12 protein-coding genes and 4 pseudogenes are annotated in these 18,313 nt (G+C 68.6%); 11 read left to right on the forward strand and 5 right to left on the reverse strand.

Features of this window, described 5'->3' with window-relative positions; genetic code table 11:
* Positions 1 to 17: 17 nt before the first annotated feature.
* The 3 genes and pseudogenes from GSQ95_RS01965 to GSQ95_RS01975 all read right to left on the reverse strand — a co-directional run bounded on the left by GSQ95_RS01965 (position 18) and on the right by GSQ95_RS01975 (position 1,750).
* Entirely contained in the window at positions 18 to 704 is a 687-nt protein-coding gene (locus tag GSQ95_RS01965) for an ATP-dependent Clp protease proteolytic subunit (RefSeq protein ID WP_158891600.1), read from the reverse strand.
* 119 nt (positions 705 to 823) lie between these two features.
* Positions 824 to 1,166, reverse strand: a pseudogene (locus tag GSQ95_RS01970) (YajD family HNH nuclease).
* A gap of 152 nt (positions 1,167 to 1,318) precedes the next feature.
* Entirely contained in the window at positions 1,319 to 1,750 is a 432-nt protein-coding gene (locus tag GSQ95_RS01975; RefSeq protein ID WP_158891602.1) for a carboxymuconolactone decarboxylase family protein, read from the reverse strand.
* A gap of 157 nt (positions 1,751 to 1,907) precedes the next feature.
* On the opposite strand from GSQ95_RS01975, the gene GSQ95_RS01980 reads away from it, so the two are divergent.
* The 8 genes and pseudogenes from GSQ95_RS01980 (at position 1,908) to GSQ95_RS02010 (ending at position 13,570) form a co-directional block, all read left to right on the forward strand.
* Positions 1,908 to 3,308: a PLP-dependent aminotransferase family protein gene (locus tag GSQ95_RS01980; protein ID WP_158891604.1), complete on the forward strand. Its 1,401-nt coding sequence runs from the start codon at positions 1,908 to 1,910 to the stop codon at positions 3,306 to 3,308.
* A 351-nt stretch (positions 3,309 to 3,659) separates the two neighbouring features.
* Positions 3,660 to 4,433: pseudogene (locus GSQ95_RS26975) on the forward strand (CHASE3 domain-containing protein); the annotation flags it as partial.
* Between the two features lie 261 nt (positions 4,434 to 4,694).
* Positions 4,695 to 5,291, forward strand: a pseudogene (locus GSQ95_RS26980) (methyl-accepting chemotaxis protein); the annotation flags it as partial.
* Positions 5,292 to 5,420: 129 nt separating this feature from the next.
* Positions 5,421 to 6,614, forward strand: a complete 1,194-nt coding sequence (locus GSQ95_RS01990; RefSeq protein ID WP_133859764.1) for a DUF2252 domain-containing protein — start codon at positions 5,421 to 5,423, stop codon at positions 6,612 to 6,614.
* 232 nt (positions 6,615 to 6,846) lie between these two features.
* A complete protein-coding gene (locus tag GSQ95_RS01995; RefSeq protein ID WP_158891608.1) occupies positions 6,847 to 7,362 on the forward strand; it encodes a sigma-70 family RNA polymerase sigma factor in 516 nt (171 codons plus the stop codon).
* Positions 7,359 to 8,312 (forward strand): FecR domain-containing protein, encoded by a 954-nt coding sequence (locus tag GSQ95_RS02000; protein ID WP_158891610.1) that lies wholly within the window; start codon positions 7,359 to 7,361, stop codon positions 8,310 to 8,312. Before GSQ95_RS01995 ends, GSQ95_RS02000 begins: the two co-directional genes overlap by 4 nt.
* 134 nt (positions 8,313 to 8,446) lie before the next feature.
* A complete protein-coding gene (locus GSQ95_RS02005) occupies positions 8,447 to 10,843 on the forward strand; it encodes a TonB-dependent receptor (protein WP_158891613.1) in 2,397 nt (798 codons plus the stop codon).
* A gap of 114 nt (positions 10,844 to 10,957) precedes the next feature.
* Positions 10,958 to 13,570 carry an excinuclease ABC subunit UvrA gene (locus GSQ95_RS02010; protein ID WP_158891615.1) on the forward strand — a complete coding sequence of 871 codons (2,613 nt, stop codon included), beginning with the start codon at positions 10,958 to 10,960 and terminating at the stop codon, positions 13,568 to 13,570.
* On the opposite strand, the pseudogene GSQ95_RS02015 reads toward GSQ95_RS02010, so the two are convergent.
* Positions 13,567 to 14,756 (reverse strand): annotated as a pseudogene (locus tag GSQ95_RS02015) (MFS transporter). The gene GSQ95_RS02010 and the pseudogene GSQ95_RS02015 overlap by 4 nt on opposite strands.
* Before the next feature lie 145 nt (positions 14,757 to 14,901).
* Here GSQ95_RS02015 and cobF point away from each other — a divergent pair.
* A complete protein-coding gene (cobF, locus tag GSQ95_RS02020) occupies positions 14,902 to 15,663 on the forward strand; it encodes a precorrin-6A synthase (deacetylating) (protein WP_158891617.1) in 762 nt (253 codons plus the stop codon).
* Here the strand turns inward: cobF and GSQ95_RS02025 are convergent.
* Entirely contained in the window at positions 15,630 to 16,175 is a 546-nt protein-coding gene (locus GSQ95_RS02025; RefSeq protein WP_158891619.1) for a GNAT family N-acetyltransferase, read from the reverse strand. The genes cobF and GSQ95_RS02025 overlap by 34 nt on opposite strands.
* 103 nt (positions 16,176 to 16,278) lie before the next feature.
* Here GSQ95_RS02025 and GSQ95_RS02030 point away from each other — a divergent pair, with 103 nt between their 5' ends.
* Positions 16,279 to 16,686 carry a hypothetical protein gene (locus GSQ95_RS02030; RefSeq protein ID WP_158891621.1) on the forward strand — a complete coding sequence of 136 codons (408 nt, stop codon included), beginning with the start codon at positions 16,279 to 16,281 and terminating at the stop codon, positions 16,684 to 16,686.
* An 88-nt stretch (positions 16,687 to 16,774) separates the two neighbouring features.
* Positions 16,775 to 18,148 carry a PepSY domain-containing protein gene (locus GSQ95_RS02035; protein ID WP_158891623.1) on the forward strand — a complete coding sequence of 458 codons (1,374 nt, stop codon included), beginning with the start codon at positions 16,775 to 16,777 and terminating at the stop codon, positions 18,146 to 18,148.
* Positions 18,149 to 18,313: the final 165 nt, after the last annotated feature.

Below are 18,313 nucleotides of genomic sequence, written 5' to 3' on the forward strand. Positions count from 1 at the left end.
CGTCGGCAGCGCTGCAGTCAGCGCCCCCCGCCGTCGGTGACTAAGTAGGTGGCCCGGTCGGTCCCACGCGGCAACCGGTCTGGCGTCCGGGTGATCAAACCGATGTCCTTGGCCGCGTCGTAGCCCAAACGTCGCCTGTTGCTTTCGGAGGACAGCAGGGTGGTGAGCTCCTCCGGGGTCAGCTTGAGACAGCCCTTGTAGATCTCGCGGAACTTGAGGTTCTCACGCTCGACGTCCTCGAATGCCTGCTTGGCCTGGTCCGGCTTCATGTAGCCGTTGACGGCGATGGCCGCCGCGGCCGGATGCAGGAGAAAGCTGGCGAGTGGCGCGGCATAACGATCTTCGGCCGCGCAATAGATCAGGGTGGCGGATGAATCCGTCGCAGCGGCGTCGATGGTATTGATGTGCAGCGGATAGTGACGGATGAACTCGTAGGCGACATAGCCCGCCTCCATGCTGCCGCCAGGGCTGTTGAGGTAGAGATTGACGTTCTTGGTCGCGGGATACTTGAGGGCGATGTCGCTCAGGGCAGCCAGCAGGGAGCTGACCGAGCGGTCGTTGATACCGCTGTTGAAGTACACCGACGCGGTGTCGGCACTGGCAACAGAGCCTTCTCCGCGGATAACGGTCATCTCGGCGGAGGCCTCTGTCAGGCAGCCTGCGGCCAGCAAGGCCAAGGCCCCGGCAGACAAGCGCTTCGCCACGGTCGAACGTCTCATCCCTGCTCGCTCCCAGGTCGGCAATCGGCCACAGACCTGAAACGCTAGAGCGTGAGACTTAAGATCGGCTTAAGGCAGGGCGACCTGCCTTGATCGCCGCGCACTCAGTCCTTTTTCAGCAGCCCGGCCAGCCCGGCGAAAGGGTTGTGGGTGGCCTGGGCCACCTTGGGCGTGCTCAGGGAGCTGTCGCTGAAGTACTGCTGATCGGTGTAGCGGCTGTGCTCGTTGTCGTGGCAGTACAGGCGGATCAATTCCCAGTTGGAGCCATCCTGGGGATTGTTGTCGTGGTTGTGGTCACGATGGTGCACGGTGCTTGCCGGCGAACTCGCGGGCGCAGCGACCGCAGACGTGGGGATACATCTTCAGCGCCTTGTCACGATAGCCGCGTTCGCGCTCGCGCTGGGTCTCGGCGAGGATTCGATCCAGCTTCGAGGTATCGGTAGCCATGCTGCACCTGGGTAGTCGGGTAGAAAGGCGCAGTATAGCCCGGGCCCGGCCTGGCCGGTGAGCGCCCGTCACTCGGTCCGACTGCCGAGCGCCCTGCCTGCCGGGAGCGCAGCGAAGTGCTGAAAATCGTCTTCGCTGCGGCCTGCCTTCGCCTAGAGGCGCATCCCCACTGCCAGCCGGTTGAACGCATTCATCAGCGCCACCGCGAAGGTCAGATCGGCGATTTCCGCGTCGCTGAACTGCGCCTTGAGTGGTTGGTAGAGCGCGTCGGGCGCGCCTTTCTCGGCGACGGCGGTCAGGGTCTCGGCCCACTCCAGGGCGGCGCGCTCGCGGACATCGAAGAGGTTGCTGATGCGCCAGCCGGCCAGACGATCCAGCTTGGCCTGGCTGACGCCCTGCTCGCGCAGGGTTTCGGCGTGCTTGCCCAGGCAGAAGGCGCAGCCATTGATCTGGGAGATGCGCAGATAGATCAGCTCCACCAGCTCCAGGCCCAGCGAACTCTGCGCCAGGGCCTGGCCCGTGGCGATCAGGCCCTGGTAGGCGGCGGGCGAGAGAGTGGAAAACGGCAGTCGCAGTTGGCTCATGGTTTACTCCGGGTAGCGGTCACAAGGTTGGCGAGCGCGCGGAAGGGCACCTCGCGGGAGCGTTGTTCACAGGCGGCTGTGTCCTGGAAAGATGACGCCACTCTAGGCAGCCGATGGCCTAGGCTATAGAGCCAAGAAAGATACAAACGACCAGGCCATGACCCTCACCGCTGCCCTCGACAGTCGCCTCGCCCTGCCGCTCTACCGGCAGCTCTATCAGCGCTTTCGCCAGGCGCTGGACGCAGGCCGCCTGCGACCCGGTGACCGGGTGCCTGCGGTGCGCGCCCTGGCGGTGGAGCTGAACGTGGCCCGTGGGACGGTGGAGATGGCCTACCAGCAGCTGATCGCCGAAGGCTTTCTGCTGCCGCGCGGTCCGGCCGGGACCATCGTCTCGCCCCAGTGGCGTCGCCCGGTCGCTCCAGCACCGGCCGTACCCTCCTCAACGGACGCCGCGGCGATCCATGCCGGTGGCGCGCCGCTGCCCCTGCAGCTGGGCCTGCCGGCGCTGGACGCCTTTCCGCGCAAAGGCTGGACGCGCCTCGCCGCGCGGCAGTTGCGCAGCCAGGGTCTAGAGGGGCTGGTCTACCCCGATGCCCGGGGTCACGCCGGTCTGCGCGCCGCCATTGCCACCTACCTGGGCCTGTCCCGCGGGATCGCCTGTCGTCCGGAGCAGGTGTTCGTCTGCGCGGGCTATCGCGCCTGCCTGGACCTGGTCGTCCACACGCTGCTGGCGCCCGGCGACGCCTGCTGGTTCGAGGAGCCCGGCTATTTCATCGCCCGCCAGGCGCTGCAGGGCGCCGGCCTGGCTCTGGTGCCGGTGCCCGTGGACGCGGCGGGACTGGACGTCGCCGCCGCTCTCGCCCGGGCACCGGCCGCCCGGTGCGCCCTGGTCACCCCCAGTCACCAGAGTCCACTGGGCGTGTCCCTCGCCCTGCCTCGGCGGCTGGCACTGCTGAACTGGGCGCTGCGGCAGAACACCTGGATTATCGAGGACGACTACGACAGCGAATACCGCTACCAGGGCAAGCCGCTGCCCGCGCTCAAGAGCCTGGATGACGGCGGTCGGGTGCTCTACACCGGGACCTTCAGCAAGGTGCTGTTTCCCGGCCTGCGCCTCGCCTACCTGGTGGTGCCGCCCGCGCAGGTCGCCGCCTTCGGTCGCAGCGCCGACCAGCTGCACAACCATGCGCCCCTGCTGCTGCAGGCCACGGTGGCGAGCTTTCTGGAAGAGGGGCATTTCGCCCGCCATCTCAACCGTATGCGCGGTCTCTACCGCCAGCGCCGCCAGTGGCTGGCCGAGGCGCTGGCGAACAGCCTGGGCGACGCGGTGCGGATCGACCTGCAGGCCGGCGGGCTGCACCTGCTGGCGCGCCTGCCGCAGGGCGATGATCGCCGCTGGGCGGAGGCCGCCCGGGCCGACGGTCTGGGGGTCCAGGCCCTGTCGCGCTGGTATCTGGAAGCGCCCCAGGCCCAGGGGCTGCTGCTGGGGTTCACCAATGTCGCCAGCGCTGAGGAAGCCGGCGAACTGGCTCGCCGACTGGCTCGCCTGGAACGCTGACGGCACCTTCCTCGCGCCTGACCTTCGCAGCGGACCGTCCGCCAACGACTCTGCGAAGCGCAAAAATGTTTATTGCGTCACACAAAACTTTTTCAGGAGTGACCGCTCAAAGACCAGGCTCGGAGGCTCTAGCCTGCCATTCTTGCGCGAAACACCGGCCTTTTTTCGGCCTGCATTCGGCTAGGCGCGGCGCGACTGGAGTCATCCGCGGTATCGGCACTATCAGGAGCCACGCGTCCCCCACCGTCGACGCAAGACACGGATCAGTCGCGTTCCCCTCCGCTAGCTCGCTGTACCCCAATCCTTTGCCCCCTGGGCGTGAGTCGACAACCTGGCGCGTGAGGCCTTTCCATGCTGCAACAGCTGACCATCGCGAACAAACTCAGACTCGGCTTCGGTGCCATTCTGGTTATCATCCTGGCGCTGATCCTGGCGGCCAGGCAGGGCTTCAACCAGGTCAATCTGGCGGTTCAGCAGAATATCCACTCCTACCACGTCCTGCAGGATTCGGATGCGGCCCTGCTGGCGCTGGTCAACATGGAAACCGGGATGCGCGGCTTCGCCCTGACCGGCAAGGAGGAGTTTCTCGACCCCTTGAACAAGGGCGAGCAGCAGTTCGCCGAGCAGTTGCAGGAGTTGCTCCAGCTCACCCGCGATAATCCCAAACAGCAGGCCGGCCTGGCTCAGCTGGGCCAGGCCAAGCAGCAGTGGAACACCGAGTCCGTGCAGCAGATCCTGGCCCTGCGCCGGCAGGTCAATGCCGGTACCCAGCCGCTGGATGCCTTGACCGCGCGCATCGCGACCGCCCAGGACAAGGGCAGGATGGATGGCATGCGCGAGTTGCTGGCGCAGCTCAAGACCCGCGAGAAGGCCTTGCTGAACGGCCGCACCCAATCGATGGACGACGCCAAGCAGCAGGCCATGGCGATCCTCATCAGTGGCGGCCTGCTCGCTACCCTGCTGGCGCTGGGCATCGCCTGGTCGCTGACCCGCACCATCGTGGGCCGGTTGGCCCAGACCGTCGCCGTCGCCCGCACCATCGCCGCCGGCCAGCTGGATTCACCGATTCCCGCTGGCGGGCGCGACGAAATGGGCCAGTTGCTGACCGCCTTCGCCCAGATGCAGGACAAGCTGCGCGGCATGATCCAGGGGATCAAGCAGGGCACCGATCATCTGGTCGCCGCCTCCCACAGCATCTCGGCCAACTCCCAGCAGCTGTCCGCCGCCGCCCAGGAACAGTCCAGCGCCGCCTCCAGCATGGCGGCTACCGTGGAAGAGCTGACCGTCAGCATCAACCACGTCTCGGACAATGCCGGGGAGGCCCACGACCTCTCCAGCCAGTCGGGCCGGCTGGCCCAGGATGGCGGCCAGACCATCCAGGCCTCGGTGGACAGCATGAGATCCATCGCCGGCACCGTGCAGTCCTCGGCTACCCGCATCGGCGAACTGGGCGAGCATTCCGAGCGGGTGTCCTCCATCGTCAGCGTGATCAAGGGCATCGCCGACCAGACCAACCTGCTGGCGCTGAATGCCGCCATCGAGGCGGCGCGGGCCGGCGAACAGGGACGCGGCTTCGCCGTGGTGGCCGACGAGGTGCGCCAGCTGGCGCAACGCACCACCAATTCCACCCAGGAGATCGCCGCCATGATCGAGAAGATCCAGGCGGCGACCCAGGCGGCCATGAGCGACATGGAGGTGGGCGTGCGCCAGGTCAATGGCGGGGTCGACCTGGCCAACCAGGCGGGTGAGGCGGTGGTCAGCATCAACACCGCCTCGGACAAGGTGGTGCGGGTGGTCAACCAGATTTCCCTGGCCCTGCGCGAGCAGACCGCTGCCAGCCACGACGTCGCCCGTACCGTGGAGCGTCTGGCGCAGATGGCCCAGCAGAACAGCGAAGCCATCGGCGAGACGGTGCAGACCGCGGTGTCCCTGGACGCCCTGGCCAACGACCTGAATCGTCAGATCAGCCAGTTCCGCTGCTAGCGCCAGCCCTCCCCGCAGCCCGTCCCCCTCGCTCCCGGCACCTGGCCGGGAGCGACTTGCCGAAACACCTCGCAACATTCATCCAGCGCAACGGTCACAAAGGCGTCTCCCTCAAGGCCTGCGCCCTGCATGAAAACCCCGCGTCCCGTTGATCGTCTCCCCCGCCTCAACCAGCTGCGCAATCTGAAAATGGCCCGTTCCGCCCACGCCTATGTGCGCGGCAGCACGGTGCAGTTCTACGAGTGGCTGCACAGCCAGCCCGGCCGCAACCTGCCCAATGGGCCGGCGGTATGGATCTGCGGCGACTGCCATGCCGGCAACCTGGGCCCCACCGGCGACCTGCACGGTTCCACCGACGTCAACATCCGCGACCTGGACCAGACCGTGGTCGGCAATCCGGCCCACGACCTGGTGCGCCTGGCGCTGTCACTGGCCACCGCGGCGCGCGGTTCCGACCTGCCGGGGGTGACCACGGCGCGGATGCTCGAAGAGATGATGCGCGGCTACGAGATCGCCTTCGAGGACGATCTCGAACGCGAGGTGCCGCGGCCGGCCCAGGTCAAGGCCGGGATGCGCAGCGCGGTGCAGCGCACCTGGAAGCACCTGGCCAAGGAGCGCATGGAAAACACTCGACCCAAGCTCCCGCTGGGCAAGCACTTCTGGCAGCTGAGCAAGGCCGAGCGCCAGGCCATCGCCGAGTTGTGCGAGACGCCGGGCATCCATGCCCTGGTGACCTCGCTCAAGGGCCGCAGCCACGACAGCCGCGTCGAACTGCTCGACAGTGCCTACTGGGTCAAGGGCTGCAGCTCCCTGGGCCTGCGCCGCTACGCCGTGCTGCTGGGCGTGGACGATGGCGATGACCAGGACTACTGCCTGATCGACGTCAAGCAGGCGGTAGCCGCCGCCGCTCCGCGCGTGGCCCATGCCACCATGCCCCGCGACAACGGCAAGCGGGTGGTGGAAGGCGCCCGCCAGCTCTCCCCGGCCCTGGGCAATCGCATGCTGGCGGTGCGCCTGCTGGATCACTCCTTCTTCATCCGCGAATTGCTGCCCCAGGATCTCAAGCTGGAACTGGACGAACTCAGCGCCCGCGAAGCCATGAGCGCCGCGGCCTACCTGGCCCGGGTAGTCGGCCGCGCCCACGCCCGGCAGATGGACCTGGCCACCCGCGTCGAGTGGATGAGCGATCTGCAACGCAATCGCACCCGCACCCTGGATGCGCCGTCCTGGCTGTGGAGCAGCGTGGTGCAGCTGGTGGGCGCCCACGAGATGGGCTACCTGGCCCACTGCCGCGCCTATGCCCTGGAGCATGCGCAGGATTGAGGCCACCCTGAGACCGACCCGGGGCTAACCGCCTCGGGCCGCGCTTCTCGCTCCCGCCTCTTCCCCGCCGGTCTGCTCGGTCCAGCCCGGATGCGGCAGGCGGAGCCCATCTGACCCTCGACCACCTGCCCGCTTCGTCGATCCGCTCGATCACGCATTGTGCGCCCTTCAGGCTTTAACTAAAATGAGACGCTTTATCATTTAAGACCGGCGCTCGCGCCAAGGATCTTCCATGCGCCCTGCCCTGTCTTCCGGCTCGCCCACCGTCGCCCTGGATCGGCTCTATCGCGATCATCACGGCTGGCTCAGCGGCTGGCTGCGCGGGCGGCTGGGCAACGCGCCGGATGCGGCGGACATCGCCCAGGACACCTATCTGCGCATCCTCAGCTCCGGACGGCTGCCGCTGCGTGAGGACTCGCGGCGCTATCTGGTGCAGGTGGCCAAGGGGCTGGTGATCGATCTCTGGCGACGCCAGGAGGTGGAGCGCGCCTATCGCGAAGCCATCGCCCATCTCCCTGAGGCCCAGGTGCCTTCGCCAGAGACGCACTGGCTGATCGTCGACGCCCTGCTGCGCATCGATGCCATGCTCGACGGCCTGCCCGGCCCGGTACGGGAAGCCTTCCTGCTGGCGCAATTCCAGCGGTTGACCCTGGCCGAGATCGCCGTGCGGCTGGATCTGGCGGTGATCACCGTACGTCGCTACATCCAGCGCGCCCTGGTGACTTGCCTGGTGGCCGGCGACGCATGAGTCCTCCCGCGTCGCAGCTGCTCGAAGAAGCGGCCGAGTGGCTACTCGCGCTGAACTTCGACGACGCCGACGAGGCGCAGCGCCAGGCCTTCGAGCGCTGGCGAGCGCAGAGCGAGGCCCATCGCGCGGCCTGGGCACGGGCCGAGCGGGTCATGGGTACCTTCGCCAGCGTTCCGCTGGATATCGGTCAGCAGGCGCTATGCCGCGCAGGTGACCGGGCCCTCAGCCGGCGGCGCACCCTGCGCCTGCTCACCGCCCTGCTGGTGGGGGCTCCCAGCGGCTGGCTGGCCCTGCGCACCCTGCGACTGGATACGCTGGGTGCCGAGCTGACGACCGCCATCGGCGAGCGGCGCTCCCTGCTACTCGCCGATGGCAGCCAATTGGTGCTGAACAGCGACTCCGCCCTGGACGTCCGCTTCGACGAAGGCACCCGCCGCCTGCACCTGCGACGGGGCGAGGTGCTGGTGACCACCCATGCCGATCCGGTCGTGCCGCGCCGACCCTTCGTGATCGACCTGGCACAAGGCGAGATCGAGGCCCTGGGCACCCGTTTCAGCGTGCGGTTGGAAGAGGCGCTGTGCCGGGTCGCGGTCTTCGCCCACGGCGTGGAAGTGCGTCCGCAACGGGGCGCTGCCGTACGCCTGGCTGCCGGGCAACAAGCCTGGTTCGATGCCTACGGCGTGCGGCGTCTTGCCTCGGTAGACGAGGATGCCAGCCTCTGGACGCGCGGCATGCTGGTCGCCCACGACCGCCCGCTGGCCGAGGTGCTGGCCGAACTGGGTCGCTATCGGCCAGGCCTGCTGCGCTGCGACCCGGCCGTCGCCGGGCTGCGGGTGTCCGGCGCCCTGTCACTGGACGATACCGACCAGGCCCTGCTGGCGCTGCAACGCACCCTGCCGATCCGCATCACCCGTCGCACCCGCTACTGGGTGGCGGTGGGCGCCCCCTGAACGTCAACGACGTCGCCGAAAAAAGTCCGCGCCCCCTGAGCACTTTTCCGCGCTCGTCCGGGATAGCTGCAGACACCCTCATGGGGAGCGGTGGCAGCCCGCGCCTGGTGCGCTTTAGAGGACGGCAACACGACATGGCAAAGATCCACCGGCAGCAACCCGGCACCCGACGCTTCACTCCGTTGATCCTGGCCGTCGCCCTGCAGGGCGTGCCCCTGGCCGGAGCCGGACTGGCCCTGCTGCCCCTGCCGGCCCTGGCCGCCGCGGAGGGGCGTGACTACCGGATTCCCGCGGGTCCGCTGAACGCGGTACTGGCCCGCTTCGCCGCCACGGCCGGGGTCCAGCTGGTGTTCGATCCGGCGCCGCTGGCCGGTCGCAGCAGTCCGGGGCTACAAGGCCGCTATACTCTCGACCAGGGCTTCGAGCACCTGCTGTGTGGCAGCGGCTATCGCTGGAGCGAACGCGGTGCCGGTATCTACGCCCTGGAAGGCGGCAGCGCCGAGGCCGCCCTCGCGATGCCCGAGACCGTCATCCAGGCCAGTGCCGCAGGCGGCGGCGCCGATGTCGGCTACCGGCGCCCCGTCAGCACCAGCACCACGCGCCTGGGACTGAGCGAACGCCAGACGCCCCAGGCGATCACCACCCTGACCCGCGACCAGGTCGAGGACTTCCACCTGCAGAGCATCAAGGAAGCCCTGCGCGCCGCCCCGTCAGTGACCGTCGAGCAAATCGAGACCGACCGTACCCAGTTCACCTCGCGCGGCTTCGACATCGACAGCTTCCAATACGACGGCATGGGCATGCCCTTCGTCAGCACCACCCTGGTGGGCGACCAGGACCTGGCGGAATACGAGCAGGTGGACGTCCTGCACGGGGCCAATGGCCTGATGAGCGGCACCGGCAATCCCTCCGCGGCGGTCAACTTCGTCCGCAAGCGGCCCACCGCCGAATTCCAGGCCAAGCTCGGCGCCAGCGTCGGTTCCTGGGACAACCGTCGGGTGGATGCCGATGTCTCCGGCCCCCTGACCGAGACCGGCAACGTGCGCGGACGCTTCATCTACGCCCACGACAAGGGCAATTCCTGGCTGGATCGCTATGGCCATGAAAAGAACATAGCGGCCGGTCTGGTGGCCTTCGACCTCAGCGACGCCGACACCCTGACCCTGGATTTCTCCCAGCACAACAGCGACGCCAACGGCAGCTCCTGGGGCAACCTGCCGCTGGCCGACGCGAACGGCGCTCCGCTGCACTACGGCCGTCGCAGTTCCAGCATCGGCCAGGACTGGACCTACTGGAATCTGGATACCCAGCGGGTCTTCGCTGAATTCATCCACGACTTCGGCAACGGCTGGCAGGGTACCCTCACGGCGACCGGCGTCACCGAGCGGCAGAACGCCGACATGTACTATATCTTCGGAGTCAGCGGCGACGATGCCACTGCCTTCGGCGACCACTCCGCCAGCAAGGCGCACCAGCTGATCGGCGAGGCCCGGCTGTCCGGTCCCTTCGAACTGTTCGGCCGTGACCACGAACTCACCCTGGGCGCCAGCTACGGCCGGACCCACCAGAAGTTGCGCGAGAAGATCCTCGCCGAGGACGGCTACTACCCCACCACCCTCTCCGGCTCCCTGGCCGGCGTCCCCGAGCCGTCGCTGCAATACACCGACGACAGCGGCCATACCCAGGACTTCACCGATCGCCAGAAGAGCCTGTTCGCCGGCGCCCGCTTCAACCTGATCGACGACCTGCACTGGATCGTCGGTGCGCGGATGCTCAGCGCCGATGCCAGCGGCCTGAGCTATGGCGACGACTACTACACCCGTGCCCATGGCGAGGTCACCCCGTACACCGGCCTGGTCTACGACCTGAGTCCGCAGTGGAGCCTCTATGCCAGCTGGACCAGGATCTTCAGCCCGCAACACAGTTTCGGCCTGGATGGCCGGCTACTCGAGCCTCTGGAGGGCAAGAGCCTGGAAGCCGGGATCAAGGGCGGCCTGTTCGACGATCGCCTGAGTCTGACCGCCGCGGTGTTCAAGACCACGCAGCGCAACGTGGCCGCCACCTCGGTGCTCGCCGGTTCGCGCTATCTCTACGACACCACCGACTATCAGAGCCATGGACTGGAACTGCAGGTCTCCGGCGAGGCGCTCCCCGGTCTGGACCTGCTGGCCGGCTACACCTATGTCCGCATCGACGACGCGGACGGCGAGCGGGCGCGCAAATTCGTGCCCAGCCACAGCCTGCGCGGTCTGGCGACCTATCGCCTGCCAGGCCTGCCCCAGGCCAAGGTCGGCGCGCGGCTGGGATGGCAGAGCGGTATCGAGAACGACAACAACAGCCGCATCCGCCAGAACGCCTATGCGCTGGTGGATGTGCTGGGCAGCTACGATTTCGACGAGCACTGGAGCAGCCAGCTCAATTTCAACAACCTCACCGACCGCAAATACCTGCTGTCGCTGTACAACAACGCCACCAGTGGCAACTACGGTGCGCCACGCAACGCGACGCTGTCGGTCAGCTACAACTTCTGAGACTGGGCAGGCGGGCGCCGAGACCTCCGTCCCGGCGTCCGCCATCGCCCGGCGATCCTTTGCGCCGTGCCGCGGTCCGAATCTGCACGCTCTCAGCCAAGGTTTCCGCCCGTCATGCCCTCCTCCCCCCGTCCCGGTTTCGTCTCCGTCCGCGGTGCCCGCGAGCACAATCTGAAGAACGTCGACGTGGACATCCCCCGCGATGCCCTGGTGGTCTTTACCGGGGTGTCGGGCTCGGGCAAGTCGTCGCTGGCCTTCGGCACCCTCTATGCCGAGGCCCAGCGGCGCTATTTCGAATCCGTGGCGCCCTATGCGCGGCGACTGATCGACCAGGTGGGGGTGCCCCAGGTGGAGGCCATCGAAGGCCTGCCACCGGCGGTGGCCCTACAACAGCAGCGCGGCCAGCCCAACAGTCGCTCGTCCATGGGCAGCGTGACCGGGCTGTCCAGCCTGGTGCGGATGCTCTACTCCCGCGCCGGGCGCTACCCCGCCGACCAGCCGATGCTCTATGCCGAGGATTTCTCGCCCAACACGCCCCAGGGTGCCTGTCCCGAGTGCCACGGCCTGGGCCGGGTCTACGAGGTGACCGAGGCCTCCATGGTGCCGGACCCCGCGCTGACCATCCGCCAGCGCGCCATCGCCGCCTGGCCCACCGCCTGGGGCGGGCAGAATCTGCGCGATATCCTGGTCACCCTGGGCTATGACGTCGACACGCCCTGGCGCGACCTGCCGCAACAGCAGCGCGACTGGATCCTCTTCACCGAGGAGCAGCCCACGGTGCCGGTCTATGCCGGCCTCACCCCCGAGCAGACCCGCGCCGCGCTCAAGCGCAAGGCCGAGCCCAGCTACCAGGGCACCTACACCGGGGCGCGGCGCCATGTGCTGCACACCTTCGCCAACTCCCAGAGCGCCAAGATGAAGCAGCGCGCGGCGCGCTTCATGATCGGCCAGACCTGCCCGCTGTGCCACGGCAAGCGGCTGACCCGGGCGGCGCTCTCGGTGACCTTCGCCGGCCTGGACATCGGCGAGTTGTCGCGGCTGCCGCTGGACGACCTCACCGTGCTGCTGCGCCGGGTCGCGGCCGGCGATTTCGACGCGGCGAAGGATGCCCGCGTGCTGGATGCCAAGGCCGGCAAGCAGGATCGCGCCCGGCGCAAGGCCGCCGGCGGCAGCGAACACGCCAGTGCCCCGGACGTGCGCCGCACCCCCGATCTTTCCCCGGAAAAACGCCTGGCCGCCCAGCGCATGGCCAGCGAATTGCTGGAACGGCTGCAGACCCTCACCCGCCTGGGCCTTGGTTATCTGGCCTTGGAGCGCAGCACCACCACCCTCTCCTCCGGCGAATTGCAGCGGCTGCGCCTGGCGACCCAGCTGGTGTCCCAGCTGTTCGGCGTGGTCTATGTACTGGACGAACCCTCCGCCGGGCTGCATCCGGCCGATGGCGAGTCGCTGCTGGAAGCCCTAGACGGCCTCAAGGCCCAGGGCAATTCGCTGTTCGTGGTGGAGCACGACCTGGCCACCATGAAGCGTGCCGACTGGCTGGTGGATGTTGGTCCCGCGGCCGGCGAAGGCGGTGGCCGGGTGCTCTACAACGGGCCGCCCGCGGGTCTGGCCGAGGTCGAGGAGTCGGTGACGGCGCGCTATCTGTTCGCCGCGCCGCAACGCGAGACCCGACCACCGCGTGAACCCCAGGGCTGGCTGCGACTGGCCGGGATCACCCGCAACAATCTCCAAGGCTTGGACGCCGCCTTTCCGCTGGGCTGCCTGACCGCGGTGACCGGGGTCTCCGGTTCGGGCAAGTCCAGCCTGGTCAGCCAGGCGTTGCTGGAGCTGGTGGGCGCCGAACTGGGCCAGCGCGCCGCCGAAGACGGCGAAGACGCCCCGGACCTGGACGGCGATGCCCTGCCCGCCACCACCGGCCAGGTGGTCGGTGGCCTCGGCGGTATCCGCCGGCTGGTACCGGTGGACCAGAAGCCCATCGGCCGCACCCCACGCTCCAACCTGGCCACCTACACCGGCCTGTTCGACGGGGTGCGCAAGCTCTTCGCCGCCACCCCCGAGGCGCAGGAACGCGGCTTCGACGCCGGACGCTTCTCCTTCAACGTCGCCAAGGGCCGCTGCCCGACCTGCGAGGGCGAAGGCTTCGTCAGCGTCGAACTGCTGTTCATGCCCAGCGTCTATGCCGCCTGCCCCACCTGCCAGGGCGCGCGCTACAACCCCGAGACCCTTGAGGTGCTCTGGCAGGGCAAGACCATCGCCGAGGTGCTGCATCTGACGGTGGACGAGGCCCTGGCCTTCTTCGCCGAGGAAGCCCCGGTGGCGCGGGCGCTGCGGGTGCTGGCCGACATCGGCCTGGGCTACCTGCGCCTGGGCCAGCCGGCTACCGAACTCTCCGGTGGCGAGGCCCAGCGCATCAAGCTGGCCACCGAGCTGCAGCGCACCAGCCGCGGCACCACCCTCTATGTGCTGGACGAACCCACCACCGGCCTGCACCCGGCCGACGTGGAGCGGCTGATGCGCCAGCTGCACGGCCTGGTCGACGAAGGCAACACCGTGGTGCTGGTGGAGCACAACCTGCAGGTGGTGGCCGGCAGCGACTGGCTGATCGACATCGGCCCCGGCGCCGGCACCGCGGGCGGCCGCATCGTCGCCTGCGGCATGCCCCGCGCGGTGGCGGACGATCCCGCCAGCCCCACGGCGCCCTATCTGCGGCCCCTGTTCGACTAGCTGGCCAGCGGTGCCACGCTGCGGCGACAGGCCGCCAGCACCAGCAGGGAAGCCACCGCCGCCAGGGCACCGAACTGGAAGGTGGCGGCGGAGCCGAGGAAGTGCCAGAGCGCGCCAGCGATGGTGCTGGCAAGCAACAGGGCGATACCGCTGACCAGGTTGAACAGGCCGAAGGCGGTGCCACGCAACTCGGCCGGGGCGGTTTTGGCGACCATGGCGGCGAGCAGGCCCTGGGTCATGCCCATGTGCAAGCCCCAGAGCAGGATGCCCAGGGCCAGGCCGGCCCAGTTGCCGGTCCAGGCCAGTACCAGGTCGGCGGCGATCAAGAGGACCAGTCCCCAGGCCAGCAAGGTGCGATGGCTGACCCGATCGGACAGCGCCCCAGCGGATAGGCCGACAGCGAGAACACCAGCTGCATGCCCACCATCACCAGCGGCACCAGCGCCAGGGGCACGCCCACCTGCTCGGCCTTGAGCACCAGGAAGGCCTCGCTGAAGCGCGCCAGGGTGAAGACGCCGCCGAGCAGCACCACCTGCCAGAAGGCCACCGGCAACTTGCGCAGCTGGCTGCGGGTGAGCGGATTGGTGCGCGCCTGGACGATGGCCGCCTGGGGCTCATCCAGCCCGAAATACAGCAGGGCCACGGCGATAAAGGCCGGGATCACCGCCACCCAGAACACCGCGCGGAAATCGTTGGCCCAGAGCAGCATCAGCCCCACCGCCAGTAGCGGGCCGAGAAAGGCGCCGAAGGTGTCCAGCGACTGGCGCAGGCCATAGGCGGCGCCACGGATCTCCGGCGGCGTGACGTCGGCCACCAGGGCGTCGCGCGGCGCCCCGCGGATGCCCTTGCCGATGCGATCCATGAAGCGCGCGCCGAACACCAAGCCGGCACCGCTGGCCAGGGCGAACAGCGGCTTGCTCAGGGCGCCCAGGCCATAGCCCAGCACCGCCAGGCCCTTGCGCTTGCCCAGGTAGTCGCTGATGACGCCGGAAAAGATCTTGGTGATGAGCGCGGTGGCCTCGGCCACCCCTTCGAGGATGCCGATGTAGAGCACGCTCAGGCCCAGGCCGGTGGCCAGGAACAGCGGCAGCAGGCTGTGGATCATCTCCGAAGAGATGTCCATGAACATGCTCACCCCACCCAGAATCCAGACCCCGCGGGGTATCCGTCGCCAGCTCGCCGTCATCGTCACGCCCCTGTCCCCTCGATCCTGTCCATCCCTGCCTGACAGCAGGCAAACCGGTCGAAAGTAGCATGACGATTGCCCGAGTCTCTACGGACGAGACATCCCCCGTTACACTGGGCGCTGCTCTTTTCCTCGAGGCCACCCCATGAAAACCTTGCTGGTCATCGGCATCGGCGCCGGCGATCCCGACTACCTCACCCTCCAGGCCGTCGCCGCCCTCAATCGCGCCAGTACCTTCTTCCTATTCGACAAGGGCACGGAAAAGGACAGCCTGATCCACCTGCGTGAAACCATCTGCGCCCGCCACATCCGCCGGGCGGACTATCGCTTCGTCACCGCGCCCATCCCCGAGCGCCGCCGCGAAGGCGACTATCGCCAGGCGGTGGACGACCTCAACGCCGCCAAGCAGGCGCTGATGGTGGAGATGATCGAGCAGGAGCTGGCGGATGACGAATGCGGCGCCTTCCTGGTCTGGGGCGATCCGGCGCTGTACGACAGCACCCTGCGCATCCTGGCGGCGATCCGGCGCGAAGGTCGGCTGGACTTCGACTACGAGGTGATCCCCGGCATTTCCAGCGTCCAGGCGCTGGCCGCGCGCCACCGGGTGCCACTCAATCGCATCGGCCAGGCCCTGGAGATCACCCCTGGCCGGCGCCTGGAGCGCTTCCCCGCGCACCTGGACAGCCTGGTGGTGATGCTCGATTCCCACGAGGCCTATCGCCGCCTGGACGAGCCCGGCCTGCATATCTACTGGGGTGCCTACGTCGGTACGGCGGACGAGATCCTCATCGCCGGTCCGCTGCAGGAGGTTGCCGAGGAGATCCACCGGGTGCGCAGCGCCGCGCGCGAAGAACACGGTTGGATCATGGACACCTATCTGCTCTGTCGGGGGCCGGCGGACGCCTGAGGGCTGTCCAGCCATAGATCCAGATGGAGGGTCTGCCAGGGCAAGGCCGTCTCCCGCGCGACGACCCGGAAGCCCTGGTCGAGCCAGAAGGCCTCGGCCCCGGGCAGGAAGGGATGGGTGTGCAGATAGAGACGCTCCACGGTATCGCACCGCGCCTGGGCCAGCAGCGCCGCGAACAGCCGCCGCGCCAGGCCCTGGCGCCGCTGCCGGGGTACCACGAACAGCCGCACCACCTCCACCACCCGCTCGCCGGGATAGGCCAGCTGGGCAAAGCGCCGGTCGTAGGGCCGGTAGCCAATGCTGCCGAGGGGCTCTCCGGCGGCGCCCCGGGCGATCAGCAGGCAGCCACGACCCACCCCATAGTGGTCGGCGAAGCGCTGTAGATCCTGGGGTACGGCCGTCGCCTCGACCCGGCTACCAAACAGCTCGTGATAGCTCGCCAGCAAAAAGCTCAGCGTCTCGTCATCCGCCACGGTGAGCCGTTCGAGGGTGATGGGTAGCGCTTCGCTCATGGTCCTGTGCGTCTCTCTGGCAGTGGCAGGGGCGCGACATTTCGGCGCAGGTTCGCGCCGGCCGGGCTGTGCGCCGCCCGCGACGATGATACAGTCCCTCGCCATGAAAACCGTCCGTTCACCGCGCGCCTCGCTCGCCTGGATGCTGCTTGCCTGCATCCTGCTGAACGGACTCGTCTGCGCCCTGGGCCACGGTCAGATGCTGGCGCGCTTGACCCTGCCGGTCCTGCCGCCCCTCACCCAGGCACAGGAGCACCATCACGGTCTGCACGCCCAGACCGCCCAAGGTGACATGGCCGGCATGCATGCGGGCCTGCCGCGCGGCAGCGTGACCACCCTTTCCCCCACGGGTGATTGCGTCTTCGCCGCCACCCTGTTCCTCGCCACGCTGGCCGCCGTCGTGCTGCAGTGGTTACTGCGTCCCGGCGATCCTCATCGTCCTCGCTACCAGAGCGCCCTGCCGCCGCCACCGCGCGCACGCCGCTCCAGGCTCCATCCCCAGGCCCCCTGACACCGCGGCTACGAAAGACGGCTGTCTCCCTTTTTCGTAATCCCGTACGCGGCTGTGTCCTGGCCGCGTGCCGTCCGTGGTGAACGCTATGACTTCGCACCCCTCCGCTCCGGCCGCCAAGACGCCGGGGCCGCTGCTGCAGCTGTTGGCGCGGCTGCATTTTCTCATCGGTCTGTTCGTCGGTCCCTTCCTGCTGGTGGCCGCCGCCAGCGGCCTGATCTATGCCCTCACGCCGCAACTCGAGGCCCACCTCTATGCCGAGGCCCTGCACACCCCCAGCCGCGGCAAGCCCCTGCCGCTGGCCGAGCAGGTCCACATCGCCCAGGCCGCGGTAGGCCCCACCCTGACCCTGGGGGCGGTGCGCCCGGCGCCGGCCGAGGGCGACACCACCCGGGTGATGTTCAACGATCCGACGCTGGGCGAGTCGACCCATCGAGCGCTGTTCATCGACCCGATCACCGGCGCCATCCGCGGCGATCTGGCGGTCTATGGCACCAGCGGCATCCTGCCGCTGCGCACCACCATCGACCAGTTCCACCGTAGCCTGCTGCTGGGCGAGCCCGGTCGTCTCTACAGCGAACTGGCCGCCTCCTGGCTATGGGTCGCGGCCCTCGGCGGTCTGACCCTGTGGCTGGTGCGCCGCCGCCAGCGCCGCCCGGCCCGGGGCCTGCGCGGCCTGCATGCCAGCACCGGCGTCTGGCTGCTGGGTGGCCTGCTGTTCCTCTCCGCTACCGGCCTCACCTGGTCGCGCTTCGCCGGCGACAACATTGGCGTGCTGCGCGCCCACTACGGCTGGTCCACACCCGGCGTGAAGACCGCCCTGGGCACCGCGCCGTCACCCGCCATGGCCCATGACGAGCACGCCGATCACCATGGCGCCATGCACATGGCCATGGGGCCGGCTCTGGATCCGGCCACCTTCGACCGGGTGCTGGCCAGCGCCCGCGCCGCCGGCATCGACGCCGGCAAGCTGGAAATCCGCCCGGCCCGCAGCGCCGACAAGGCCTGGACGGTCAGCGAGATTGATCGCCGCTGGCCGACCCGGGTGGACGCCGTCGCCGTCGACCCGACCAGCTTCAAGGTGATCGATCAGGTGCGCTTCGCCCAGTACTCGCTGCCGGCCAAGCTCACCCGCTGGGGCATCGATGCCCACATGGGCGTGCTGTTCGGCCTGGCCAACCAGCTGGTGCTGGCGGCCATCGCCCTGGGCCTGCTGGTGATGACCATCTGGGGCTATCTGCTCTGGTGGCGCCGCCGGCCCACTCGCGATCCGGCGCAACCCGGCCTGATCGCCCTCTGGCGGCAGCTGTCGCCCCTGCCGCGCCTGCTGGTGCCCGCGGCGGCCCTGCTGCTCGGTCTGTGCCTGCCGGTGCTGGGCGGCGGCCTGCTGCTGTTCCTGCTGCTGGACATCCTGCTCGGCCTGCGCGGCCCGGCGCTGCGCACGGAGGCCGGCTCGGCCTGAGGTGGGCTGGGTGGTTGTTGGGCTTCGCTGCGCTCAGCCCAACCTACGGAGCCTTCCTCACCCAGCCACAGCGTTTTCCGCCTGTGCCTATGCGGAACGCGTGGAATGCAGCCTCCTGCCCGCGCCAGACCACCCCCTCTCCCCCCGGGGAGAGGGGGTGGTCTG

Origin of the sequence: Pseudomonas sp. BAV 4579 (assembly GCF_009765395.1) — a bacterium.
In the GTDB taxonomy this organism is placed as follows: Bacteria; Pseudomonadota; Gammaproteobacteria; order Pseudomonadales; family Pseudomonadaceae; genus Chryseomonas; species Chryseomonas aestiva.